This window comes from Jeotgalibacillus sp. ET6, from assembly GCF_029667115.1.
In the GTDB taxonomy this organism is placed as follows: domain Bacteria; phylum Bacillota; class Bacilli; order Bacillales; family Jeotgalibacillaceae; genus Jeotgalibacillus.
In genome coordinates this window covers 851,148-876,569 of record NZ_JARUIU010000001.1, presented here as the reverse complement: position 1 = coordinate 876,569, position 25,422 = coordinate 851,148, and the positions used below count along the sequence as shown (strand labels likewise).

The 25,422-nt window shown below is 42.1% G+C and carries 17 protein-coding genes and 1 other annotated feature; of the genes, 16 read left to right on the top strand and 1 reads right to left on the bottom strand.

What is annotated here, in order from left to right; genetic code table 11:
* The first annotated feature begins 94 nt into the window (after window positions 1-94).
* The 12 genes from tig to P6709_RS04380 all read left to right on the top strand — a co-directional run bounded on the left by tig (window position 95) and on the right by P6709_RS04380 (window position 15,203).
* Window positions 95-1,387: a trigger factor gene (gene tig, locus P6709_RS04435; protein WP_278239671.1), complete on the top strand. Its 1,293-nt coding sequence runs from the start codon at window positions 95-97 to the stop codon at window positions 1,385-1,387.
* 269 nt (window positions 1,388-1,656) lie between these two features.
* Window positions 1,657-2,928 carry an ATP-dependent protease ATP-binding subunit ClpX gene (clpX, locus tag P6709_RS04430; protein ID WP_278239670.1) on the top strand — a complete coding sequence of 424 codons (1,272 nt, stop codon included), beginning with the start codon at window positions 1,657-1,659 and terminating at the stop codon, window positions 2,926-2,928.
* Window positions 2,929-3,125: 197 nt separating this feature from the next.
* The gene (gene lon, locus P6709_RS04425; protein WP_278239669.1) at window positions 3,126-5,450 is read left to right on the top strand and encodes an endopeptidase La; all 2,325 of its coding nucleotides are present in this window, start codon (window positions 3,126-3,128) and stop codon (window positions 5,448-5,450) included.
* Window positions 5,447-6,037: a ribosome biogenesis GTP-binding protein YihA/YsxC gene (gene yihA, locus P6709_RS04420; RefSeq protein ID WP_278239668.1), complete on the top strand. Its 591-nt coding sequence runs from the start codon at window positions 5,447-5,449 to the stop codon at window positions 6,035-6,037. The genes lon and yihA overlap by 4 nt, the downstream gene beginning before the upstream one ends.
* Window positions 6,038-6,592: 555 nt before the next feature.
* Window positions 6,593-7,948 carry a glutamyl-tRNA reductase gene (gene hemA / locus P6709_RS04415; RefSeq protein WP_278239667.1) on the top strand — a complete coding sequence of 452 codons (1,356 nt, stop codon included), beginning with the start codon at window positions 6,593-6,595 and terminating at the stop codon, window positions 7,946-7,948.
* A 14-nt stretch (window positions 7,949-7,962) separates the two neighbouring features.
* Window positions 7,963-8,796, top strand: coding sequence for a cytochrome C assembly family protein (locus tag P6709_RS04410; protein ID WP_278239666.1), 834 nt, complete (start codon window positions 7,963-7,965; stop codon window positions 8,794-8,796).
* Between the two features lie 111 nt (window positions 8,797-8,907).
* Window positions 8,908-9,840: a hydroxymethylbilane synthase gene (gene hemC, locus P6709_RS04405; RefSeq protein WP_278239665.1), complete on the top strand. Its 933-nt coding sequence runs from the start codon at window positions 8,908-8,910 to the stop codon at window positions 9,838-9,840.
* A 1-nt stretch (window position 9,841) separates the two neighbouring features.
* Window positions 9,842-10,627: a uroporphyrinogen-III synthase gene (locus P6709_RS04400; RefSeq protein ID WP_278239664.1), complete on the top strand. Its 786-nt coding sequence runs from the start codon at window positions 9,842-9,844 to the stop codon at window positions 10,625-10,627.
* A 12-nt stretch (window positions 10,628-10,639) separates the two neighbouring features.
* Window positions 10,640-11,617, top strand: a complete 978-nt coding sequence (gene hemB, locus P6709_RS04395) for a porphobilinogen synthase (protein ID WP_278239663.1) — start codon at window positions 10,640-10,642, stop codon at window positions 11,615-11,617.
* Window positions 11,618-11,636: 19 nt separating this feature from the next.
* Window positions 11,637-12,929 carry a glutamate-1-semialdehyde 2,1-aminomutase gene (gene hemL / locus P6709_RS04390; RefSeq protein ID WP_278239662.1) on the top strand — a complete coding sequence of 431 codons (1,293 nt, stop codon included), beginning with the start codon at window positions 11,637-11,639 and terminating at the stop codon, window positions 12,927-12,929.
* 77 nt (window positions 12,930-13,006) lie between these two features.
* The gene (locus P6709_RS04385; protein ID WP_278239661.1) at window positions 13,007-14,074 is read left to right on the top strand and encodes an AbrB family transcriptional regulator; all 1,068 of its coding nucleotides are present in this window, start codon (window positions 13,007-13,009) and stop codon (window positions 14,072-14,074) included.
* A gap of 106 nt (window positions 14,075-14,180) precedes the next feature.
* Complete coding sequence (locus tag P6709_RS04380) at window positions 14,181-15,203, top strand: hypothetical protein (RefSeq protein WP_278239660.1); 1,023 nt, start codon at window positions 14,181-14,183, stop codon at window positions 15,201-15,203.
* Here the strand turns inward: P6709_RS04380 and P6709_RS04375 are convergent.
* On the bottom strand, window positions 15,200-15,391 hold the full coding sequence (locus tag P6709_RS04375) for a hypothetical protein (RefSeq protein ID WP_278239659.1): 192 nt from the start codon (window positions 15,389-15,391) through the stop codon (window positions 15,200-15,202). The genes P6709_RS04380 and P6709_RS04375 overlap by 4 nt on opposite strands.
* 118 nt (window positions 15,392-15,509) lie before the next feature.
* Window positions 15,510-15,747, top strand: a binding site (T-box leader).
* Between the two features lie 115 nt (window positions 15,748-15,862).
* Between P6709_RS04375 and P6709_RS04370 the strand changes: the two genes are divergently transcribed.
* The 4 genes from P6709_RS04370 to P6709_RS04355 all read left to right on the top strand — a co-directional run bounded on the left by P6709_RS04370 (window position 15,863) and on the right by P6709_RS04355 (window position 25,388).
* Window positions 15,863-18,508: a valine--tRNA ligase gene (locus P6709_RS04370; RefSeq protein WP_278239658.1), complete on the top strand. Its 2,646-nt coding sequence runs from the start codon at window positions 15,863-15,865 to the stop codon at window positions 18,506-18,508.
* Between the two features lie 260 nt (window positions 18,509-18,768).
* Window positions 18,769-20,076, top strand: coding sequence for a bifunctional folylpolyglutamate synthase/dihydrofolate synthase (locus P6709_RS04365; RefSeq protein WP_278239657.1), 1,308 nt, complete (start codon window positions 18,769-18,771; stop codon window positions 20,074-20,076).
* A 73-nt stretch (window positions 20,077-20,149) separates the two neighbouring features.
* Complete coding sequence (locus P6709_RS04360; RefSeq protein WP_278239656.1) at window positions 20,150-21,859, top strand: sensor domain-containing diguanylate cyclase; 1,710 nt, start codon at window positions 20,150-20,152, stop codon at window positions 21,857-21,859.
* A 67-nt stretch (window positions 21,860-21,926) separates the two neighbouring features.
* Window positions 21,927-25,388: a DUF5057 domain-containing protein gene (locus tag P6709_RS04355; RefSeq protein ID WP_278239655.1), complete on the top strand. Its 3,462-nt coding sequence runs from the start codon at window positions 21,927-21,929 to the stop codon at window positions 25,386-25,388.
* Window positions 25,389-25,422 lie beyond the last annotated feature (34 nt).

The window sequence follows — 25,422 nt, the reverse complement described above, 5'->3', positions numbered from 1 at the left end:
GGAGCTTATGATGCCAAAAAGCACAAAGTCAACGTATCACCGCTGAAAAAGCGTGACCATTAAATTACTATAGATGTGTTGGAGGGAATTGAGTATGTCAGCAAAATGGGAAAAACAAGAAGGAAATGTTGGAGTATTAACTGTAGAAGTTAATGCTGAAACTGTAAACAAAGGATTAGATGATGCATTTAAAAAGGTCGTTAAGCAAATTAATGTACCTGGCTTCCGTAAAGGAAAAATGCCGCGTCAGATGTTTGAAAAACGTTTCGGTGTGGAATCTCTTTATCAGGACGCACTTGACCTGATTCTTCCTGAAGCCTATGCAAATGCTGTAGAGGAAGCTGGCATTCAGCCGGTAGACCGTCCAGAAATTGATGTAGAGCAAATGGAAAAAGGCAAAGAGCTTATTTTCACTGCGAAAGTTATTGTGAAGCCTGAAGTTAAATTAGGTGAATACAAAGGACTTGAAGTGGAAAAAATGGAAACAGAAGTAACTGAAGACGATGTTGCAGCTGAATTGAAAACTCTTCAGGAGCGCCAGGCAGAGCTTGTTGTGAAAGAAGAAGGTGCAATCGAAAACGGCGACACTGTTACTCTTGATTTTGAAGGATTCGTTGATGGAGAAGCGTTTGAAGGCGGACAAGCGGAAAACTATTCTCTTGAAATTGGTTCGGGTTCATTTATTCCGGGCTTTGAAGAACAGCTTGTTGGTCTTTCTGCCGGAGAAGAAAAGGATGTTGAAGTTTCTTTCCCAGAAGAATACCATGCTGAAGAACTTGCCGGAAAACCTGCAGTGTTCAAAGTGAAAGTTCACGAAATTAAAGCTAAAGAGCTTCCATCTCTTGATGATGAGTTTGCAAAAGAAACAGACGACGAAGAAGTGGAGACACTTGATCAGCTTAAAGAAAAAACAAGAGCCCGCCTGGAAGAAGAAAAGAAAAACACTTCTGAAGCAGCTCTTCGCGATTCTTTATTGGAGCAGGCATCTCAAAACGCAGAAATTGATGTTCCAGAAGCAATGATTACAACTGAAGTCGACCGTATGCTTCAGGAATTTGAACAGCGCCTGTCTTCTCAAGGCATGAACCTTGAGCTTTACTTCCAGTTCAGCGGCCAGGACGAAGAAGCTCTTCGAGGTCAAATGAAAGAAGATGCAGCGAAACGCGTTCGTACAAATCTTACTCTTGAAGCCATTGCAGAAGCTGAAAACATCACAGTAACAGAAGAAGATGTTGAAAACGAACTAAGCAAAATGACTGAGCAGTTTGGTATGTCAGTTGAGCAGATTAAAACGGCTCTGGGCGGATCTACAGAAGTACTTGAAAATGATCTGAAAATGCAAAAAGCGATCGATTTTCTTGTTGACAACAGTCAAACAGTTGCATAATTTTACGTAAGGTAATAATATATATAGAAATGCAGGGCGCGAAGGTATTCGTGCCTTGTTTTCTACATACATATCAATTTTACATAGTCCTTTGGACAAAGCACACATCTGCATATTGTACAGTTCATGATATTTCCGTCTCATTAACCGCTGTGTTACAATTTTAATATAAGCTGTTTTTGCATGAAGGTGTACAGAATAAGAGCATAATACTTGTCATAAATGTGCATCACAAGTATGATATGAGTTTGAAATAAGGGGTGAACGTAATGTTTAAATTTAATGATGAAAAAGGACAGCTTAAATGTTCTTTTTGTGGAAAAACGCAGGAGCAGGTTCGTAAATTAGTTGCGGGTCCAGGCGTATATATTTGTGATGAATGTATCGAGCTTTGCACAGAAATCGTAGAAGAAGAGCTGGGTACGGAAGAAGAAGTGGAATTTAAAGATGTTCCCAAGCCGAAGGAAATCCTGGGCATACTTGATGAATACGTGATTGGCCAGGAAAGAGCAAAGAAATCTCTTTCTGTAGCTGTATATAATCATTATAAACGGATTAATTCAAACAGCAAAGTGGACGATGTAGAGCTGTCAAAAAGTAATATTTGCCTGATTGGACCGACTGGTTCAGGTAAAACGCTTCTGGCGCAGACCTTAGCCCGCATATTAAATGTACCGTTTGCAATTGCAGATGCAACGTCTCTGACCGAAGCCGGGTATGTAGGGGAGGATGTTGAAAATATCCTGCTCAAGCTGATTCAATCGGCTGATTACGATGTAGAGCGTGCTGAAAAAGGTATTATATACATTGATGAAATTGATAAAGTGGCCCGTAAATCCGAAAATCCGTCTATTACCCGGGATGTTTCAGGTGAAGGGGTGCAGCAGGCATTGCTTAAAATTCTTGAAGGAACAACAGCAAGCGTTCCCCCACAAGGTGGACGAAAGCATCCTCATCAGGAATTCATCCAGATTGATACAACCAACATCCTCTTTATTTGTGGAGGAGCATTTGACGGGGTGGACCAGATTGTAAAACGGCGTCTTGGTCAAAAAGTCATTGGTTTTGGATCAGATCCAAACAAAGGCGATGTGAAAGAAAGAGAACTGCTTGCTAAGCTTGTACCTGAGGACCTTTTGAAATTCGGATTAATCCCTGAGTTTATCGGCCGTCTTCCGGTCACAGCTACTCTTGAACAGCTTGATGAAGAAGCGTTGGTTTCTATTTTGACACAGCCAAAAAATGCTTTAGTGAAGCAGTACCAGAAAATGCTTGAACTTGACGATGTAGAGCTTGAATTTGAAGAAGGTGCACTTCTTGAGATTTCCCGCAACGCCATTGAGCGCAAAACAGGAGCTCGGGGACTTCGCTCCATTATTGAAAATATCATGCTTGATGTCATGTTCGATCTGCCTTCCCGTGAAGATATAAAAAAATGTATCATCACCCAGGAAACAGTTGAACGCAATGAACGTCCTATTCTTGTCCTAGAAGATGGTACAAAAATCGGCCCAAGTGATGAACAGAAAACTTCTGCTTAAAATTGAAGGAATATAGAGGCTGACTCGTTAGACCCACTATCGAGTCAGTTTTTTTTGCCATTATAAGCATGATCATGGATGCTGACCCCTAGAAAAGGGTACAGTAACTACATCATTTAATTTATTTTAATCGAGTAAACAAATGTACCTGACATGAAAAATGAATCAGGTCTTACAATAACGGAGGTGCAGTTTTAATGTCAGAAAAGAACAACCATACCGTACCGCTGCTTCCCCTGAGAGGACTGCTTGTGTACCCGACAATGGTCCTGCATTTGGATGTAGGCAGAGAACGGTCTGTGCAGGCTCTTGAAAAAGCAATGATGGATGACCACTTAATTTTTCTTTCCACCCAAAAAGATATGACAGTAGATCAGCCTGAACAGACAGACCTTTATTCTATGGGAACTCTAACGAAGGTAAAGCAAATGCTAAAGCTGCCAAACGGTACGATTCGTGTGCTGGTAGAAGGATTGGAACGTGCGAAGATCACATCATTCCTTGATGAATCAACCCACTACACAGTAGAAGTGGAAACCGTTCCGGATTCGCCAGATAAAACAGCTGAACTGGAAGCACTAATGAGAACGCTGACCGATTACTTTGAACAGTACATCAATCTGTCCAAGAAAGTATCCACAGAAACGTTAAACACGGTGACCGACATAGAAGAACCGGGAAGACTTGCAGATATTATTGCATCTCATCTTCCGTTAAAGCTAAAGCTGAAACAGGAGCTTCTTAATACAACAGATATTAAAAAAAGAATTACACGTGTTATTGAAACCATTAATAACGAAAAAGAAGTGCTGAGTCTTGAGAAGAAAATAGGGCAGCGCGTTAAAAAATCAATGGAACGCACTCAAAAAGAATATTATCTGCGTGAACAGATGAAAGCGATCCAGAAAGAATTAGGAGATAAAGACGGCAAATCAGGTGAAGTAGCGGATTTAGCCGAAAAAATAAAGAAAGCCGAAATGCCGGAAAATGTGCTTAAAATAGCAATGAAGGAGCTGGATCGATATGAAAAAATCCCTTCTACTTCTGCAGAAAGCTCAGTAATTCGAAATTACATTGACTGGCTTATTCAGGTCCCGTGGACCAAATCAACTTCGGATGATCTGGACATTAAACGTGCTGAAGAAATTTTAAACCGCGACCATTATGGACTTGAGAAAGTGAAAGAACGCGTTTTAGAATATTTGGCAGTGCAGCAGCTGACGAAGTCTCTTAAAGGACCGATTCTTTGCCTGGCAGGACCTCCTGGAGTTGGTAAGACAAGTTTGGCGCGCTCTATTGCAGAATCCATTGGCCGCAAGTTTGTTCGTGTATCGCTTGGAGGAGTGCGGGATGAGTCAGAAATACGTGGACACCGCAGGACGTATGTTGGAGCAATGCCGGGGCGTATTATTCAGGGAATGAAAAAAGCGACCACCGTAAATCCGGTATTTCTACTGGATGAAATTGATAAAATGTCAAATGATTTCAGGGGAGACCCTTCTTCAGCCATGCTTGAGGTGCTTGATCCTGAACAAAACAATTCATTCTCCGACCATTACATTGAAGAGCCCTACGATCTTTCAAAAGTGCTGTTTATCGCCACAGCAAACAATCTGTCAACTATTCCTGGGCCATTGAGAGACCGGATGGAGATTATCAACATTGCGGGTTACACAGAACAGGAAAAGGTCAATATTGCTAAAGATCATCTGCTTCCTAAACAGTTAAAGGAGCATGGTTTAACAAAAAGCAAGCTTCAGCTTCGTGACGATGCAGTACAGGAAATTGTGCGGTACCATACACGGGAAGCCGGTGTCCGCGGCTTAGAACGCCAGCTTGCCACCATCAGCAGGAAAACAGCAAAAATTATCGTCAGCGGAGACAAAAAACGGGTTGTCGTGACATCAAACAGTCTCGCTGATTTTCTCGGTAAACGAAAGTTCCGCTACGGTCAGGCAGAAACAGAGGATCAGATCGGAGTTGCAACTGGACTTGCTTACACAACTGTTGGCGGAGACACGCTCCAAATTGAAGTGTCCTTATCACCCGGAAAAGGAAAGCTTGTCCTGACGGGAAAACTTGGCGATGTCATGAAAGAATCGGCACAAACTGCCTTTTCATTTGTGCGCTCCAAGGCCAGAGAGTTAAATCTTGAAGAACAATTCCATGAAAAATATGATATACACATACATGTGCCAGAAGGTGCTGTACCAAAGGATGGTCCTTCTGCCGGAATCACGATCGTGACAGCTCTCGTTTCCGCTTTAACCAATCGCCCGATACGAAGAGAAATTGGCATGACTGGCGAAGTAACCCTTAGAGGAAGAGTATTGCCAATCGGAGGATTAAAAGAAAAATCTCTGAGTGCTCATCGCGCAGGCTTAACGACGATTATTATTCCAAAGGATAATGAACGGGATATAGATGATATTCCGGAAAGCATACGTAACGAATTAACCTTTATACTTGTTTCACATGTGGACGAAGTACTTGAACGGGCATTAGTTGGTGATGAAAAATGAAAATAACTAAATCAGAGATCGTTATAAGCGCAGTTAAACCAGAACAATACCCAGAGGGCGGACTTCCTGAGTTCGCTCTTGCTGGGCGTTCAAATGTTGGCAAATCTTCATTTATCAATAAGATGATCAACCGGAAATCCCTTGCTAGAATTTCATCAAAGCCGGGGAAAACCCAGACACTGAATTTTTATTTGCTTAATGAAATGCTTTATTTTGTTGATGTGCCTGGCTATGGTTACGCAAAGGTATCAAAAACAGAACGTGCAGCTTGGGGGAAAATGATTGAGACATACATGACTGACCGCCAGCCATTAAAAGCTGTTGTTCTGATTGTTGATTTGCGGCACCCTCCAACAAAAGATGATGTGATGATGTATGACTTTTTAAAGCATTTTGATATTCCATGTCTGATTGTTGCAACCAAAGCTGATAAAATTCCTAAAGGAAAATGGCAAAAGCACATGAGTATAACGAGACGTGAAATGCAAGTAGAAGACGGTGACGAATTAATTATGTTTTCATCTGAAACCGGATTAGGAAAAGAAGAAGCATGGAGATTTATTACGAAACAAATGAGTGATTCATAATTTATCAGAAATATAGCTATGGAATAAAATATGGCTGGTGTAAATGGGGCGGCTTCAGCAGAATATAACTGCAAGTGATGCTTTGAAGGTCATATCCCTTGAAAGCTCACCGGCTTTCCTGATGAGTTCCCTTCAAAAACGCAGCGAACCGGTCAACTAGGCTGAGACATGATGTATGTCCAGCCTCTTTTTAGTACCATTTTCAGAAGATCCCTTCCACACTATTATTGTTTAATTAAAAGGAATAATGATCTGTCAGAAAAAATTACATAAGGATGGGTTTAATGATTTCATCCTAGGCAATAATAGCTATACGAGGTAAGGTCTTGGAAATTGAGCCGATCTGTTGAAACAATCTTTACACTTTGGTACTCTAGAAAAGAGATAACTGTCACATAATGGTGCGATGCAGGCAGTATTCCTGTGCATTATGTGAAAACGTGACCAACAGTGTCGAAAGTGGTTTCAAGGGATGTTCACATTTGAAACAATGGCACAGATTTTGACGTGTTATAATAGAAGTAATGATTAAATGGTGGGGGTGTCATTCAAAACATGCACATTATAGTGGTAGGGTTGAATTACAAAACGGCCCCTGTTGAGATAAGAGAGCGTCTTTCTTTTCAGGAAGCGGATCTTCAGCATGCAATGGAGTCTCTGCAGACTAAAAAAAGCATTCTGGAAAACGTGATTGTATCTACGTGCAACCGTACAGAAATTTACGCAGTCGTGGATCAGCTTCATACAGGTCGTTATTATATAAAAGATTTTTTAGCAAATTGGTTCGGCATAAGTAAGGAAGAGTTCAGTCCTTATTTATTTATATATGAAAAAGATGGTGCGATGGAGCACTTATTTAAAGTGAGCTGCGGCCTGGATTCGATGATCGTCGGAGAAACACAGATTCTTGGCCAGGTTCGCAAAAGCTTTTTTACTGCCCAGCAGGTGGGTGCTACGGGCACAGTTTTTAATGAATTGTTCAAGCAATCCATCACACTTGCGAAAAAAGCTCATTCTGAAACAGATATTGCGTCAAACGCCGTTTCTGTTTCGTATGCTGCTGTAGAGCTAGCTAAGAAAATTTTCGGTGACTTAAATAAAAAGCATGTTCTGATTCTTGGTGCAGGGAAAATGGGAGAACTGGCCATACAAAACCTGCAAGGCAGCGGTGCTACCAAGATTACTGTCATTAATCGTACTTTTGAAAAAGCTCAGGCGCTGGCAGCTAAGTTTGAAGGACAGGCCAAAGAAATGCGTGAGCTGCAGTGCGCGCTGATGGAAGCTGATATTTTAATTACTTCCACCGGTTCAAAAGATGCACTGATTGATAAAGAAGCGATGACATATGTAGAACGGATGCGAAAAGGCCGTCCATTTTTCATGGTGGACATTGCAGTTCCACGGGATCTTGATCCTGCAATCAATGAGCTTGATAATGTATTTCTATATGATATTGATGATTTGGAAGGAATCGTTCAAGCGAATCTTGCAGAGCGAAAACAGGCCGCTGAAGCGATTGAAATCATGGTGGAAGAAACGATCGTGAATTTTAAGGAATGGCTTAATATGCTTGGTGTGGTGCCGGTTATATCTGCACTGCGTGAAAAAGCCCTGGAAGTTCAGGCTGAAACCATGCAAAGCATAGAGCGGAAAATGCCAAGTTTAACCGAGCGGGAACGTAAAATCCTGAACAAGCATACTAAAAGCATTATTAATCAGCTGTTAAAGGATCCGATTTTACAAGCGAAGGAACTGGCGGCTTTACCGGATGGAGATGAAAAGCTGGAGCTTTTCATGAAAATTTTTAACCTGGAAGATCAGGTAAAAGGCTCACTCCATACTTCTGATGAAGAAGCAAAAGAATCAGACTGGTTGGCAAAGCCTGAACCGCAGCTTTCCTTACAGCCCTGAGCGGGGGATTACAGATGTTTGAATTGTCAATGACTCGTCTCCATGAGGTTATGATTATCCTTTATTCCTTAAGTGTCCTGCTCTATTTTATGGATTTTCTACAAAAGAACCAGAAGGCAAATCGTCTTGCCTTCTGGCTTTTAGCAGTTGTTTGGGTGCTTCAAACAATCTTTTTAATTTTATACATGATTAGAACGGGAAGAGTCCCTGTTCTTACCCTTTTTGAAGGGATTTATTTTTATGCGTGGGTGTTGGTTACACTGTCATTAGCGATTAATCGCCTGATGCGTGTAGACTTCACCGTTTTTTTTGTCAATGTGATCGGTTTTATTTTTATGGCTATTCACACATTTGCCCCTATACAGGCATCAACCAATGCTGCTGCAGAAAGACTGATGTCAGAGCTGCTGCTCATTCACATCACGATCGCATTATTATCATACGGGGCATTTTCTCTCTCTGTTGTTTTTTCCATTCTCTATCTCTTGCAATATCGGATGCTGAAACAAAAGAAATGGGGACAGAAGCTTCAGAGAATAACAGATTTATCAAGGCTGGAAAAAGGATCCTTCATTCTAAACGTGATTGGGTTCCCGATGCTGCTGCTCAGCTTAATTTTAGGTGTTCAGTGGGCAATCATCACGCTTCCCTATATGATCTGGTATGACGTCAAAATCGTAGGCTCCTTCTTCTTATTGGCTATCTACGGGGTATTCCTGTATGTGAAGGTAGGAAAGGGTTTATCAGGAAAAACATTGGCAATGCTGAATATAGCAGCATTTCTGTGCCTTCTGATCAATTTCCTGCTGGGAGGCAGATGGTCTTCTTTCCATTTTTGGTACTCATAATGATTAATTAGGTGTGCTGGCTGCGATGAAGCAGGGTGAGCAGGCAGTAAAGGAACAGGCAGTAGGTGGCGAGTCCGTCACTGCCCTTGTACATAGGAGGAATTAAGTAAAATGCGAAAAATTATTGTAGGTTCAAGAAGAAGCAAACTGGCAATGACACAAACTAATTGGGTAATAGATCAATTAAAGGCGCTGGATCCATCGACTGATTTTGAGATAAAGGAAATTGTAACAAAAGGGGATCAGATTCAAAACGTCATGCTGTCAAAAGTAGGCGGAAAAGGGTTGTTTGTTAAAGAAATCGAGCAGGCGATGATCGATGGAGAAATTGATATGGCCGTCCACAGTATGAAGGATATGCCGGCTGAACTTCCTGAGGGGCTTGTGATCGGAAGTATACCGGATCGCGAGGATCCACGGGACGCCTTAATAACAAATAGCGGACAGACTCTTTCACAGCTGCCGGCAGGCTCCATTATTGGAACCAGCAGTTTAAGAAGAAGTGCTCAAATCCTTATGAATCGTCCGGATTTAAAGATCCAATGGATCAGAGGGAATATCGACACGCGTCTGAATAAGCTGAAAACAGAAAATTTTGATGCTATTATCCTTGCTGCTGCAGGCCTGTCAAGAATGGGCTGGTCCGCTGATATTGTAACAGAATTTTTAGAGCCGTCTGTCTGCCTTCCGGCTATCGGTCAGGGCGCCCTGTCCATAGAGTGCCGTGAAGATGATGCTGAGCTGCGGCTGCTTCTCGATCAATTTACAAATCCAGAAACAGAAGTGACAGTCATAGCTGAACGCGCTTTTCTTCATAAAATGGAGGGCGGCTGTCAAGTTCCTATAGCGGGCTATGCGACTCTGCAGGATGATATGATTTCTTTAACTGCACTGGTTGCTTCTCCTGATGGAAAAACCGTTTATAAAGAAGTGGTAACCGGTAAAGATCCAATGGAAATCGGTCATGAAGCAGCAGCTATTCTAACGAAACAAGGTGCGAAGGCACTGATTGATCAGGTGAAAGCTGAACAAGAAGGACAGTAAAATGAAGAGCTCATTAAACGGGAAGACCATATTGCTTACCAGGCCCTATCTCTCCGCCCTGGAGGATCAAGAACTGGCAGCTGAGCGGCAGGGTCGTTCAATAATTGTCCCGATGATTGAGACACAAGCAATCAAAAGCGGTAATGAACATGAAATCATTCGAAAACTTCCTTTATATTCCTGGGTGGTATTGACCAGCAGAAACAGTGCTGTATATACCATCAACTGGTTTAAGAAACAAAACTCTGAATGGCTGAAATCGATCAAAATAGCAGTCATCGGAGAAAAAACAGCGAATTACGTAAAAAGTCAGGGTTACTCTATTGCTTTTTGTCCAAAAAGCTTCCGGGCGGCAGATTTTATTAAGGAATTTCCTTATGACCTGGCAGACGAAGGTCGCGTCCTTTTTCCGCAGGGTAATCTAGCCCGGCCCACGATCCTTAATGCGTTCCAGCAGCGCGCAATTCAGTGTGATAAATGGGTGCTTTATAAAACCATTAAACCTGAGGAAAGCAGAAGAAAATTGGTGAAAGCTTTTAAACAAAATGACTTTTCGGTTATCACATTTGCCAGCCCTTCTGCTGTCCGGAATTTTGTCGGCATCGTCGAGGAGGATGATCATCTCTTTCAAGCCTTGAAGCAAGGAAAATGGATCATTGCCAGTATAGGACCGACAACGACAGAGGAATTAGTGAAATGTAGACTGCCGGTTCACGTTGAACCCGGGGTATATACAATGGAGGCGATGATAGAAGCCATCGCTGCGCATATAAATAAGGAAGTTTAGGAGGAATCAGAAATGAAAGAAATACAATTCGATCGGCACAGACGTCTCCGCACGTCAGAATCACTCAGATCCATGGTGCGGGAAACCTGGCTTCGTAAAGAAGATTTGATTTACCCTTTATTTGTTGTAGAAGGTGAAAATATTCATAACGAAGTTTCTTCCATGCCTGGTGTGTATCATATTTCTTTGGATGGGGTTATCAAAGAAATGACTGAGCTTGTCCAATTGGGCATTAAATCAATTATTCTTTTTGGTGTACCGAAAGAAAAAGATCCGCTTGGCGGACAGGCTTACCATGATCATGGGATTGTGCAGGAGGCGACCCGCCTGATTAAAAGCGAGTTTCCTGAATTAGTCGTTATTGCTGATACCTGCCTGTGCCAATATACAGATCACGGCCACTGCGGAATTATCGAAAATGGTTCAGTCCTAAATGACCCCACTCTTGATTTATTAGCCCGGACAGCTGTCAGCCAAGCAAAAGCCGGTGCTGATATTATTGCCCCATCGAATATGATGGACGGCTTTGTTGCAGCGATCCGCAGCGGCCTGGATGACGCAGGTTTTGAGGATGTACCAATCATGAGCTATGCAGTTAAATATTCTTCAAGCTTTTACGGTCCGTTCCGGGATGCTGCTCACAGTTCTCCCCAGTTTGGCGACCGCAAGACCTATCAAATGGACCCTGCTAACCGCCTTGAGGCGCTGCGCGAAGCAGAAAGTGATGTAAATGAAGGAGCGGACTTTTTGATTGTTAAACCTGCCTTGTCCTATCTTGATATAATGAGAGATGTAAAAGACCGGTTTCCGCTTCCTGTCGTTGCCTACAATGTAAGTGGTGAGTACTCGATGATAAAAGCAGCTGCACAAAATGGCTGGGTAAACGAAAAAGAAATTGTGATGGAAAAACTAACGAGCATGAAACGAGCAGGTGCAGATCTGATTATTACGTATCACGCAAAAGATGCTGCAGCCTGGCTGTCAAACTAATCGATATGGAGGGATGAAAATGCCAAATTACAACCGTTCGAAAGAGGCATTTACTGAAGCAGAAACACTTATGCCGGGTGGCGTTAACAGCCCTGTCCGCGCATTTAAATCTGTAAACATGGATCCCATTTTCATGGAAAAAGGAAAAGGCTCGAAGATTTACGATATCGATGGCAATGAGTATATCGATTATGTCCTTTCATGGGGACCATTAATACTGGGTCATGCTCAAGACAAGGTCGTTTCTGCTATTCAGGAAATTGCAGCGGGAGGGACAAGCTTTGGAGCACCAACGACGCTTGAAAACAAGCTGGCGAAACTGGTCATTGACCGGGTGCCTTCTATAGAAAAAGTCCGAATGGTTTCTTCCGGCACTGAAGCTACAATGAGTGCACTCCGGCTGGCTCGCGGATTTACCGGCCGCGATAAAATTGTGAAGTTTGAGGGCTGCTACCATGGTCATGGAGACAGTCTTCTCATTAAAGCAGGATCAGGTGTAGCAACGCTTGGTCTGCCGGACAGCCCCGGTGTACCGAAAAGTATTGCGCAAAATACGATCACGGTACCTTATAATGATTTGGAATCGATTCAATATGTATTTAACGAATTTGGCTCTGAAATTGCAGCTGTCATCGTTGAACCGGTGGCAGGGAATATGGGCGTTGTGCCTCCTATAGAGGGATTTCTTGAAAAGCTTAGAGAGATTACGACGGAGTACGAGTCACTTCTGATATTTGATGAAGTCATGACCGGATTTCGGGTAGGCTATCATTGTGCACAGGGACATCTTGGTGTTACCCCTGATCTGACGTGCCTTGGCAAAGTAATTGGAGGCGGACTTCCTGTAGGGGCTTTCGGTGGACGTCAGGATATTATGGATCAAATAGCACCAACAGGTCCTATCTACCAGGCTGGAACGTTATCAGGCAACCCTCTTGCTATGACAGCAGGGTACGAAACCTTATCACAGCTGACACCTGAATCCTATGCGTACTTTACCGAGCTCGGTGATATGCTTGAAGAGGGGTTCACAGCTTTAGCTGCTGAATATTCGATCCCTCATACCGTTAATCGTGCGGGCTCCATGCTTGGCTTTTTCTTCACTAACGAAAAAGTAACTAATTTTGATCAGGCTAAATCAGCAGATTTACAATTATTCGCAGAATTTTACCGACATATGGCTGACAATGGGGTTTTTCTGCCTCCTTCTCAATTCGAGGGCTGGTTCTTATCCACTGCTCACACAAAAGAGGATGTAGAAAAAACACTGCAGGCAGTAGAGGCTTCATTCAAAGCTATTTCAACAAGATGATTTTTTTGCCGGTCCAGGATATATCAGCCTGAGACCGGTTTTTTGTTATACTTTAAGGCAGGAAGAAGGTGGAGAGTATGGCAAATTCTAAATGGAAATGGTTTTTCTTAACGGCTTTATTTTCCACTGGAATGGGCTTCGTTTTTTACGCAGGTGGAATCTTTCTTCCATGGTTATTAGGACCGTTGATCATCATGATGATTCTGCGCAATAGTACGGACTGGCCATTTTACTGGCCAAACTGGTTACGAAATACAGGCCTTTTAATTGTTGGCGTTCAGATGGGAACCTCCTTTACTTCACAAGCGCTGATGATTATGGTGCTTCATTTGCCTCTCATGCTGGTCTTGACATTATTGATCACAGGATTTACTGCCGTTTCGGCACTTACGCTTTCAAAAAATACAGAATATCCTTATCAGACCGCATTACTTGGAAGTTTTCCGGGAGGGCTGTCCCAGATGGTGCTGCTTAGTGAAGAAGTAAAAGGTGCACAGCCTTCAGCGGTCGCGTTAATGCAAACTATCCGTATCCTGCTCGTTATAACAGTAGTTCCGTTTCTAGTGACATTCTTTTTCCCCGCTGCACAAGAACAGACAACCGCGTCTATTCAGCCTATGATCACCAGCGTGCCATTTTTGTGGTTATTCCTGCTTGCTGCTTCAGTACTCGCTGTCTTAAAGGGAATGCAGAGGGCACATTTTCCCATTCCTTTTATGCTTGCGCCGCTGCTTAGTGTAGTGGCATACAATGTTCTTACCTCCAGCCCGTTTGCTCTTCCTGAAACCATTATTGCAGCTGCCCAGATTCTGCTTGGAGCGCATCTTGGTTTGCAAATGGAGGGACTAAGGGGATTATTATCAATAAAGCCGCTTGTCATTGTGGTGGGGATTAATTTGGCGTTGATTTTGTTTTGCATAGGACTATCTTTTGCATTAAACTCTGTTTTTTCGTTTCCTTTGATTGATATGTTTTTAAGCGCTGCACCAGGCGGCGTAGCGGAAATGGCGATAACTGCTTATTCTGTTGGAGCAGATGTTTCCACAGTGACAAGTTTTCACTTGTTCAGGATCTTTTTTATATTATTTGCTGCTGCACCTGCTACTGTTTTCCTGCTGAAAAGGTCTTTAAAAAGAGCCGGCTAAAAATGTATTTGACCCTTTCCCGTTTGTATTCCGTCATATTCTTTTTGATATTTGCATATAAAGCAAGAGTAGGAGTTTTGCAAATGGAGAAATGAGGGAGGAAATGATGAAGAAAAATCACATGCCCCTATCGCTGAATGAATCAATTGTTCTTGATGGAGAAATCGGCTTAAAAGAAATTCGTTCGCTTTCTTTTGAACCGAGCGTTTCAATTACTGAGCATGCTGACCATATTTTGATTGAGGGATCACTTTATTTGGCCGGGGAAGGTATCGCAAGTACACAGTCGGGCTATGATGAACATAAGTACAGAGGCTATGACCGCATTCAGGTTATTAACCATCCGCAGGACGAGCAGCTTGAGTTTGAGCACTACTTTCCAATAACGGTAGCGGTATCTTCTTCTCGTGTCTCAAATATTCATTTATTGGATGTCTATATTGAACACATCGATTATGAATTAAAAGACGAACGTCTCTTATCCATTCAAGCTGATATTGTTGTGGATGGGGTATCGCAGACTGAAGCGGTTCAACCTGTTATCCATGAGGCTCAAGAAGAATCTGAAGAGGGGACAGAAACACTCGAAGAAGATCGCGAGGAAGTGCATGAACTGCCTATCCGGCTTTTGCCTAATCCGTTGAATGAGTGGAATGGACAGCTGCCTCAGGAGGAGCAGGTAGAGTTTGATCTTGATGATCAAGCAAGCTCGGTGAAGCAAAATGCTCAGAGTGAAATCGAGCCGTTCATCGCATCTGAAACAATGGTTATACCGGAAAATGAAGTAAGAGCGACCCCTGCTGCAGAGTCACTCTATGCACCCTATAATGAAGATTATACAACTGCTGACTATTACAACGGGGTTGAGACTAAGGAAGCGGATGACCCTGCAAGTGAAACTGAAAACGATGAGGATTCTTCAGAGCGCAGTGATGATCAGGCTTTAATGAGTTTTGTATCATTGCTGGAAGAAGAAATGACGACAATCAGAATTCATATTGCCCAGCAGGATGAAACCCCTGAAATGGTTGCTGAGCGCTATGGTGTTTCAATGATTCAACTGATGAAGAGCAATCAATTTGAGTCCAGGGCGCCATTTGAAAAAGGCAAGCTTGTGTGGATCCCTTAAATCCATTCAAAATAAAGAACACAGGCAATCCCGATTAAAATGCCGAGAAGAAGTACGTCAAAAGTAGTTGGAAGCAAAATTAGCCGCACGGTCTGGAAACAGCAAAAGGGAATAATCAGCGCCTGACAGCTCGTGCGGCATTTTTTCCACCAGGGAGGCATGGGCTTTGGAAACATTCTTTTAGCCATTTTGTTTCTTCCTTTCCATGTATCAACATCTGATAGTATATGCAGAACTGAAAAAATGGACATTCTTCATCAAAATATTGACGTACATGTCCAACATCCGCTACTATAGAAATACATACTAAAAGCGTTGATTGGGAAGAGTACACGATCTTTCGTTCTTCAGAGAAGAAATTCATTAGCTGAGAGAATTTCCAGAACCGAAACCGAGGAAGTCCCCCATGAGCTGCTTAAATGAACAGGAGTCTATCCTTATTAATTTATAGCCGGTTAAACACCGTTAACGGAATTGAGTGCACAAAATTTTAATATTTTGTGTAAAAAGGTGGTACCGCGAATTCGCTCCTTTCGTCCTTTTACAGGCGAGAGGAGTTTTTTTGTTTTTTACTTATTGTTTTTAACAGTATTGGTGGAATATCCCTGAATGCGAGTTGAAAACCAGACAACAATTATAAAATCTGAGGAGGAAGAGAAATGGATACAAAAGAACTGTCAATGCCGACTAAATACGATCCATTGGCCATTGAAAAAGGCCGGTACGAGTGGTGGCTGAAGAAGAAGGTTTTTGAAGCAAAAAGCGATGCGGATAAAGAGGCTTATACGATTGTGATTCCTCCGCCCAATGTAACTGGGAAGCTGCATCTTGGCCACGCCTGGGATACGACGCTTCAGGATATTTTAACGCGTATGAAAAGAATGCAGGGCTATGATGTACTATGGCTGCCGGGAATGGATCACGCTGGAATCGCCACACAGGCTAAGGTTGAACAAAAGCTGAAAGAACAGGGAACCTCCCGCTATGACCTTGGCAGGGAAGCTTTTGTTGCAGAAAGCTGGAAGTGGAAAGATGAATACGCCGGCCATATCCGTGAGCAATGGTCAAAGCTTGGTTTAGGGCTTGATTATTCCCGTGAACGTTTTACGCTTGATGAAGGCTTGTCTAAAGCGGTTCAAAAGGTGTTTGTTTCTTTATATGAAAAAGGATTAATCTACCGCGGTGAATACATTATTAACTGGGACCCGGCTACAAAAACAGCTTTGTCAGATATAGAAGTGATTCATCAGGATGTACAGGGTGCATTCTATCACATGCGCTACCCATTAACAGATGGCAGCGGATCCATTGAAATTGCCACCACGCGTCCTGAAACCATGCTTGGCGATACGGCTGTCGCTGTTCACCCTGAAGATGAACGCTACAAAGCGCTTATCGGAAAAACAGTTACGCTACCGATTGTGGGACGTGAAATTCCAATCGTAGCAGATGATTATGTGGATATGGAGTTTGGCTCCGGAGCTGTAAAAATCACACCGGCTCATGATCCGAATGATTTTGAGATCGGCAATCGACATAATCTTGAACGCGTTCTTGTAATGAATGAAGACGGTACGATGAACCAGCAGGCAGACAAGTATCAGGGAATGGACCGCTTTGACTGCCGGAAACAAATTACGAAAGATCTTCAGGACCAGGGCGTGTTGTTTAAAATAGAAGAGCATCTGCATTCGGTTGGCCACTCTGAACGAAGCGGAGCAGTAGTAGAACCTTATTTATCCACTCAGTGGTTTGTGAAAATGGCGCCTCTTGCTGAAAAAGCGATCGATCTGCAAAACGGAGATGGCAAAGTAAACTTTGTTCCAAACCGTTTTGAACAGACATATGTACGCTGGATGGAAAACATCAGAGACTGGTGCATATCCCGTCAGCTATGGTGGGGACACCGTATACCTGCCTGGTACCATAAGGAGACAGGAGAGATTTATGTTGGAGAAGATGCTCCTTCAGACCCTGAAAACTGGAACCAGGACAATGATGTGCTGGATACCTGGTTCTCCTCTGCTTTATGGCCGTTTTCAACAATGGGCTGGCCGGATGAAAATGCTGAAGACTTCAAGCGGTATTATCCGACTGCAGCTCTTGTCACGGGCTATGATATCATTGCGTTCTGGGTTTCAAGAATGATTTTCCAGGGGCTTGAGTTTACGGGAACCAGACCATTTAAGGATGTTTTAATTCACGGACTGGTTCGGGATGCTGAAGGCAGAAAGATGTCTAAATCGCTTGGTAACGGCGTTGATCCGATGGATGTAATTGGGCAGTATGGTGCAGATTCTCTTCGTTACTTCCTGTCAACTGGTTCATCACCAGGACAAGATTTGCGTTTTTCAATGGAAAAAGTAGAATCTGTATGGAATTTTGCGAATAAAATTTGGAATGCTTCCCGTTTCGCTTTGATGAATATGGATGGCTTGACGTTTGATGAAATTGATTTGTCCGGAAAAAAATCAGTTGCAGATCATTGGATTCTTACCCGTCTGAATGACACGATTAAAAACGTAACGAGTCTGGCAGACCGCTATGAGTTTGGCGAAGTCGGCCGCACGCTTTATAATTTTATCTGGGATGATTTCTGCAACTGGTATATCGAAATGTCGAAGCTTCCGTTGAACGGGGAAGATGAAGAAGCTAAAAAAACAACCCGTTCCATTTTAGCTTACGTACTTGATCAAACCATGCGTCTGCTGCATCCATTCATGCCGTTTATTACAGAAGAAATATGGCAGAACCTTCCTCACGAAGGCGAATCCATTACAGAATCCTCCTGGCCTGTAGAAAAGCATGAATTAACGGATCGCGAAGCTGAAGAGGAAATGAAGCTTCTGATTGAAATTATTCGTGCTGTACGGAATATCAGGGCAGAAGTAAATACACCAATGAGCAAGCCGATAAAATTGCTGATTAGAGCGCAGGATGAAAAGGTATTGGCGCAGCTCGAAAAAAATGAAGCTTATTTGGATCGTTTCTGCCATCCTGAAACGCTAACGATGGGAACATCGATCACCATCCCTGAAAAAGCGATGAGTGCAGTCGTAACAGGAGCGGAGCTGTTTCTGCCTTTGGAAGGTTTATTAAATGTAGAGGAAGAAGTAGCCCGATTGGAAAAAGAACTTGTAAAATGGACAAAAGAAGTAGAACGGGTAAACAATAAATTAAGCAATGAACGGTTTGTAAGCAAGGCTCCTCAATCAGTGGTCGATGAAGAAAAAGCCAAAAAGCTTGATTATGAAGCCAAATATAAAGCTGTTCAATCCCGTATTGAAGAATTGAAAAATATATAAAATTATCATAGACGATATTGGAACAAAATTTATAACAGTTTAACTAATAAATAATGATCAATAGTATGAGGTGAGCGGAGCGGAATGCGGCGACTCCAGCAGGATTTGACGGCAAACTGAGGGTTTCAGGGCAAGGCTCTGGAAAGGCTCAGCGCCGTCCCTGTGGAAAGCGCCCGCCTTAAAGCGCAGCGAACCAGTCAAAGAGCTTGAGACACTTTTGTCCCAGGCTCGCTTTTTTAATAGAAAGGACGATGGAAAGAATGAATTCATATGAAGAAGCGATTGAGTGGATTCACGGACGATTGCGACTTGGAATTAAACCAGGACTTGCCAGAATGGAGTGGATGATGAAGGAACTGGGAAATCCACAGAAAAACATTCAAGCGGTCCACGTCGGAGGGACAAACGGCAAGGGATCAACTGTCACATTCCTGAGGTCCATATTGAGTGGTGCAGGAAAGAAAACAGGAACCTTTACCTCTCCATATTTTGAAACTTTTAATGAGCGGATCGCTGTTGATGGAAAGCCGATAACGGATGAGGAATGGCTGATGCTGGCTAAAAAAATCAAGCCTCTTGCAGACCGATTAGAAGAAACCGAGTTAGGGGGTCCTACGGAATTTGAAGTTATTACGGCTATGATGTTTCTTTATTTCGGAGAGTACCGTACCGTTGACGCAGTTCTGATTGAAGTAGGACTGGGTGGACGGCTGGATTCAACGAATATCGTTGAGCCTCTTTGTTCCATCATCACCTCGATCGGGCTTGATCATGTAGCAATTCTTGGTGATTCATATGAAAAAATTGCTTTTGAAAAAGCTGGGATCATTAAACGGGGCGTGCCTGTGATTGTGAATGTGAAAAATGACGAAGCAAGTGCGGTGATTAAGAAAACGGCAGAAAACCAGCAGTCTCCTATTTTTGAATCCGGAATTGATTTTTCTGTGCATGTAGAGAAATCAGATAAAGTAGGAGAAAAGTTTATTTATCAGGATTCTTTACGGCTGGTGCCGGTGCAAATGGATATGACGGGGGAGCACCAGGCAGAAAACGCTGGCCTCGCGATCTTTGCAAGCCACCTTCTTCAAAAAGAGCTGGCATTCGTTTTAACTGCCCAAACCTTGCAGACTGCTCTTGAAAAAGCGTATTGGCCTGGCAGAACGGAGATTTTATCTCAAAGCCCGCTGATTATGATGGACGGCGCTCATAACAAAGAGGGAGTTGAAGCTCTTTTAAAAACGGTTAAACGAAAATTCTCTGATCGGAATATTCATTATCTTTTTGCTGCTGTAGGAGATAAGGATTTAAAGAGCATGATTGAACAACTGGAAGAGTCGGCAGAAACAATTTCTTTTGATACGTTTGACATGCCAAGAGCTGCTTCAGAAGAAGACCTGTTTAAACTGTCAGCTCATAAAAAGAGCAGTAAAAAGAATTCATTAGAATGGATTGAAGAGGCTTTAGAGTGCAAAAGTGACGATGTTTACATTATTACGGGTTCTCTATATTACTTATCTTCCATTGCACAGGAGATAAAAAAACAGATTAGAATGAAAAATATAAAGTGACTTTGGCAGTAAAATTTGGTAATATTATGCGTATATTGTGACTATTATCTTATGAAGGTGGAGTTGGTGAAGGATGGAAGGAGTTACTGGCAAAATAAAATGGGCTTTATGGCTTATTTGGATCTGCGTTTTCCCAGCTGGTCTTTATTACTCCTATCAGATAGATCCTCCTTCTTTTGATTCCTTATGGATTCCGTTAAGCTTGATTGCTCTAGCAATCATTTTTTCTTTTCTGCCTTTTACAGTAGACAGCACGACTATTTTCATTATTCACTGGATTAATCTTGCTGCATTTTTAACATATGGTCTATTCTTTGAATTAATATTGATGCAGATTGTTTTAATTCCTCTCCTGCTAAAGTCAGGGATGACGTGGAATACGTCCTACCGCTACGCTTTAAATTCAACTATGATGCTGATGATTAGTATAATTGCTGGATTAACCTATTATTATTATAATTTTTCCGTAACGGAGGATTCATTATGGAGAATTACAGTCGGAGCTGGCCTATATATAGTCATTCACATCGTTTTTAATCACTTCTATTTATATTTTTTCAGTTTAATTGTGAAAAACGGCTTCCCTTTTTTCTCGAGGGACACATTGTTTGATTATCTGGCCACTTTATTAAGCATGCCATATGGACTCGCTTTTTACTTTTTGTTAAACGAGGTCGGTTTAGCAGCGGTTTTTTATTTGGGTTTGCCATTTTTGGCAGTAGCCATTGTGCTGAGATTGTATAACAATTCAGAACAGGTAAATGAAGATCTCGGGAAAGCGGGGAAAATTGGCCATCAGCTCGCAGCACAGCTTGAAGTAAATGAGGTCCTGGACTTATTTGTCAAGAAATTAACAGAGCTTATGCCGGTGGACTATGCGTACATACTTGATGTGGAAGAGAAGGAACAGAAGCTGAAGCTGCTGCGCAGATATGAAAATGAAAAAATTGAATTTAATAATCTTGCCCCTGTATTAAAAGGTGAAGGGATAAGCGGAAATGTATGGGTCAGCGAAGAATCTGTTCTTTATAATAAGAAAATTGAATGGAACGAAAAGGTCGAGGGGTATATGCCCCGGGACACTGAAAGCATTCTCTCTGTGCCGATCAAACGGAATAATAAAACCGTGGCCGTGCTGCTCGTAGCCTCCAAACGAAAAAATGCGTACCGTCCACATTTAGTTCCAATCGTGGATCTTTTGTGTTCGTATTTTGCAGTTGCAATTCAAAATGCTAGGAATCATCAAAAAACCATTACGAGAAGTGAACGGTGTGCCTTAACAGGGTTATATAATTACCGCTATTTTGATGAGAGGCTTGGACTTGAATTCTCTCAGCTGGATAATGGCGGTTTGGAGGAACTGTCCTTACTGCTGGTCGATATTGATCATTTCAAGAAAATTAACGATACGTATGGCCATCAAAGCGGCAATGAATTGCTGCGTGCCCTTGCTTCAACTCTCTACACACTTGTAGGGGACAAAGGAGTGGTTGCGAGGTATGGCGGAGAAGAGTTCGTCGTTCTGCTTTGCGATGTTTCGAAAGAGGAAGCACTCATAATAGCAGAAAATATACGAAAGACTGTGGAGGAAACTGTTTTTCAAACGTCACATGAATTAAGTGATAATAGGGAAGCGATTGATGTAAAGATGACGGTGAGCATTGGGGTTTCAACAGCACCGGAAGATACAGATGATGCTCAAAATTTAATGAGGAATGCAGATCGTGCACTTTATATCGGGGCAAAAAGAGCGGGAAGAAACCGGGTAGCAGCAGGTGCGTAAAAAATATTCTCCATTTCATCTGCAATATGCTATGATGAAGGTACTAGAACTAAAGGAGGATAGACGCATGAGAAAAGTACTGCTGTTTACCATTGCTTTAATCGTAATATTCACGTCTGCTTTTTCAGCTCCCCCCACCCCTTTACAAGCAGAATCAACTCTTCAAAAATTACAAGTGCTTGAAATTACTCCGGATGGACAGACTACATTAACCAGTCTGACAACGGAAAGTTCTTTTCAATATAATGGATACGATATTCAAATCGAAACAATGGCAATGAAGCGCTTTGTGGCTTTGCGTGAAGAAATTGATGGTAAATACGATATGGTCATTATAGGAGAAGGATTTTATAATCCTGCAGGAGTAAATGGCCGGAATCATAATACTTCATCCGTACAGAACGATATAACAAATCTTAAGGCAGACGAACTGATTGAAACCTTTGTAAATAAGGGTCAGCCTCTGTTCATTCATAAAGACAGTGTGAACAATGGAGCCATCCTTCAAAAGCGGCTTGGCAGTTTGCAGCAGCCTTCAGTGATCTATTATAAGAAGGCAGACTCGGCCAATCTGGGTAAAGACTTTGAACAGCTTATGAGCAATGACTTTCAGCAAAAGCCTTCTTTTACATTAACTTCAAAGCCCAAACCTATTTCCTACAATTCACTTGAAGCATATAAGCGTGGAGAAACGGTTCAATTTGACTTAAATATTGATGCTCCATCCTCCGCTTCGAGCCGATCAATGAAACTCAGATTATACATCGACAGAGACTTCAATGATCAATTTCAATCCTCTGAAATTGTTAAAGAAGTCAATGTATCTTCTCAAACACCTTCACTCACGTACGAACTTCCCCTTGGCTATTCCGGAGTCCGTACCTGGAAGCTTGAACTAATTGAAGTTAAAAATAATACTATTTTAAAAGATTATGAAATCGGACAATTTTTATTCGAAGATGAACCGATTCAAATAAATGTACTGCAGGTATTCAAGAGCAGCAACAGTTCTTTAAAAAATTCAAATAACATGAATCAGAGCTATCTCACTAAAGATAAGCAATACGCAATCTCCATTGATGCGACAGATTTTTCCGTTTTTAATTCTGGTGTAGGGTCTTCCCAAAACAGCCGGCTTTATTCACATGAACTTATCAATGGGAAGTATGATATGGTGATTTTCGGTTTTGCGGATACGTACAACACCTCCAATTTAAGCCAGGGTGCTGTAAACTCATTAAAAAAATTCATTGATTCAAAGCAAAGCATTTTATTTACTCATGATACGATTTTTAACCGAAATAACGTATGGGTGAATAATTTCAAAACCACAACCGGGCAAAAGGATCCTGAGACCAATTTAGGACTTAATGCTCCGAATCAGTCTAAAACGACAAAAAAAGTGAATGAAGGGCTTGTCACAACTTTTCCGTTTGACTTGCCTGAAAATGTAGGTATTCAAACTACACATAATCAGTACTATACGCTGGATTTAGAAGATCCGAACGTGATTCCCTGGTACAACATCACAGGAAGCGCAAGGGATACAAACGACAGCTGGAATCATTACTATACGTATTCCAAAGGCAATATTACGTATTCAGGAACAGGACATACCTCTTCAAATTTCCCGGACTCAGAGCAGCGCCTTTTTGTAAATACCATGTACCGTGCGTTTGCAGGTTCCAATCATGCACCTGTTATCACCGTGCTGTCGCCTGAAAACAACGAAACCATTCCATCTAATCAAAAAATTCCTTTATCATTTAAAGTAGAAGACTTCGATCTTACTTCTACTACTAATGATGTGAAAGTTTATGTAAATAATAAACTGCAATATGAAGAAAAGGACAGCTTAAATGGAAAAGCATTTAATTTGCAGCTGGACCATGGCCTGAAAGATGGAGGCGCTGTAGAAATAAAAATTACAGCAAAGGATCAGGAAGGTGCAGAATCTATTCAATATGTCACACTTGAAATTTTAAAAAGTGAAGACTTGCTCGAAGTGGCAAGGTCGTTTGAACCAGAAAAATCCATGTACGAGGCAGCCAAAGATGTAATTGCAGTCAAATACAACATCACACCAAAAGAGATTAATCGCAGTTCTTCTGCAGGTGAAGGAGACCAGACGTTGTCAAATCTGACCTTTCGCGAGACATTTCCACCTGGAATTGACGTAGTGGAAGTGCCCCAGGGCTTCAAAAAATCCGGCACTAAAGAGACCGGCATAACAGTAGAAGGAAAAATGAAAAATATAGTGTACGAAACGAAAGACGACAAAACCTATACAGCTAAGCCGGTTAATTTAACTCTGAAAATTCGTGCAGAACAAAACAAAACCTATCTTTTACAGCAGGCAGGCTTAACATACAAGGACTTTTTCCTTGAAGAGAAAAAAGCTGAATTTAATCGGCTTTCGCTGTCAGCAGCTTATGCAGTGAATGAAGTGAAGCTGACACCATCAATCGTTCTGGACAAAGGACTCGAACGTAATTTAAGCGCTTCAGGCGATTTTGCGTATTCGCCTTCTAACGCAGCGGTTCAGGAGATAAAATGGTCTTCGAGTAATGAATCAATCGTCAGCATTTCTCAAAATGGAGTGATAAAGGCTGCGGGAAAAGGATCGGCCCAGATCACAGTCACAGTCAGAGATGTTTTTGGAAACCAGGTTACTAGAACAGCTACTGTGACCGTACGTGTTCCGATTGAAACCATTTCGCTTGAGAGCATGGAACTTTTTGCAGGAGAAACGATTGATTTACCTCTTAAAGTGAATCCTGAAGATGCATCTGGAAGTGTGGAAATTATATTCCAAAATGACCGTATTGCATCCGTAAATACGGCCTCAAAAAAAATAACGGGAATAAAACCGGGTTCAACCAGAGTGGTTGCCAGAGGGATAAATGAAAATGGAACCATTGTGGAAGCAGAGGCGCTCGTCACGGTAAAAAGCCGGGAAATAGAAAAAATCATGGTGAATCCGAAAGAAGTGACAATCAATAAATTTGAAACGTTCAGTGACTTTGAATTAACCGTTTTGCCGGAGTATGGGGATGCCTCAACCGTTGCATGGACCTCTACGGATCCTCCGATTGTGCAGGTTGTCTCTCCTGGTGTAATACTTGGAATGCGTCCGGGAACTACCACTATACTTCTTCAGGCTCCAAGCGGGGTGACTGAAGAAATAAAGGTAACCGTGCATTCACCGCTTACCAGCGCAGGGTTTGATCAGGACTATATTGTTATTTCAAAAGGGGATACTTATTCACTTTCAGGAAACCTCATCCTGAACCCTGCTGATGCTTCTACAGTTGAGAGTATTGTTTATAAAGATATGGCAGCTGACAACCCATTTATTCTTGTTGAACCGAATGGCTCTGTATTTGGAAAAAGAATAGGGGAAGGCAGTTTGGTAGAAGTAACTGTTAAAGATAAGTCAGGGAACGAATACAAAGATACGATTCTTGTGCATGTAAGAGAAGAAGATACGGATGATGAAGACAATGAAAATGGAGACGACCGCTATTAAAATTGTATAGGACTGAGAAATCGGTCCTTTTCTC

Bases quoted from the DNA above. Each gene is read 5' to 3' on its own strand.
- P6709_RS04375 (WP_278239659.1), bottom strand. From the start codon at position 15,391: ATGGCTAAAAGAATGTTTCCAAAGCCCATGCCTCCCTGGTGGAAAAAA.
- P6709_RS04360 (WP_278239656.1), top strand. From the start codon at position 20,150: ATGGAAGGAGTTACTGGCAAAATAAAATGGGCTTTATGGCTTATTTGG.
- hemL (WP_278239662.1), top strand. From the start codon at position 11,637: ATGCCAAATTACAACCGTTCGAAAGAGGCATTTACTGAAGCAGAAACA.
- P6709_RS04380 (WP_278239660.1), top strand. From the start codon at position 14,181: ATGAAGAAAAATCACATGCCCCTATCGCTGAATGAATCAATTGTTCTT.
- P6709_RS04400 (WP_278239664.1), top strand. From the start codon at position 9,842: ATGAAGAGCTCATTAAACGGGAAGACCATATTGCTTACCAGGCCCTAT.
- P6709_RS04410 (WP_278239666.1), top strand. From the start codon at position 7,963: ATGTTTGAATTGTCAATGACTCGTCTCCATGAGGTTATGATTATCCTT.
- clpX (WP_278239670.1), top strand. From the start codon at position 1,657: ATGTTTAAATTTAATGATGAAAAAGGACAGCTTAAATGTTCTTTTTGT.
- P6709_RS04385 (WP_278239661.1), top strand. From the start codon at position 13,007: ATGGCAAATTCTAAATGGAAATGGTTTTTCTTAACGGCTTTATTTTCC.
- P6709_RS04355 (WP_278239655.1), top strand. From the start codon at position 21,927: ATGAGAAAAGTACTGCTGTTTACCATTGCTTTAATCGTAATATTCACG.
- hemA (WP_278239667.1), top strand. From the start codon at position 6,593: ATGCACATTATAGTGGTAGGGTTGAATTACAAAACGGCCCCTGTTGAG.
- tig (WP_278239671.1), top strand. From the start codon at position 95: ATGTCAGCAAAATGGGAAAAACAAGAAGGAAATGTTGGAGTATTAACT.
- hemC (WP_278239665.1), top strand. From the start codon at position 8,908: ATGCGAAAAATTATTGTAGGTTCAAGAAGAAGCAAACTGGCAATGACA.
- yihA (WP_278239668.1), top strand. From the start codon at position 5,447: ATGAAAATAACTAAATCAGAGATCGTTATAAGCGCAGTTAAACCAGAA.
- hemB (WP_278239663.1), top strand. From the start codon at position 10,640: ATGAAAGAAATACAATTCGATCGGCACAGACGTCTCCGCACGTCAGAA.
- P6709_RS04370 (WP_278239658.1), top strand. From the start codon at position 15,863: ATGGATACAAAAGAACTGTCAATGCCGACTAAATACGATCCATTGGCC.
- lon (WP_278239669.1), top strand. From the start codon at position 3,126: ATGTCAGAAAAGAACAACCATACCGTACCGCTGCTTCCCCTGAGAGGA.
- P6709_RS04365 (WP_278239657.1), top strand. From the start codon at position 18,769: ATGAATTCATATGAAGAAGCGATTGAGTGGATTCACGGACGATTGCGA.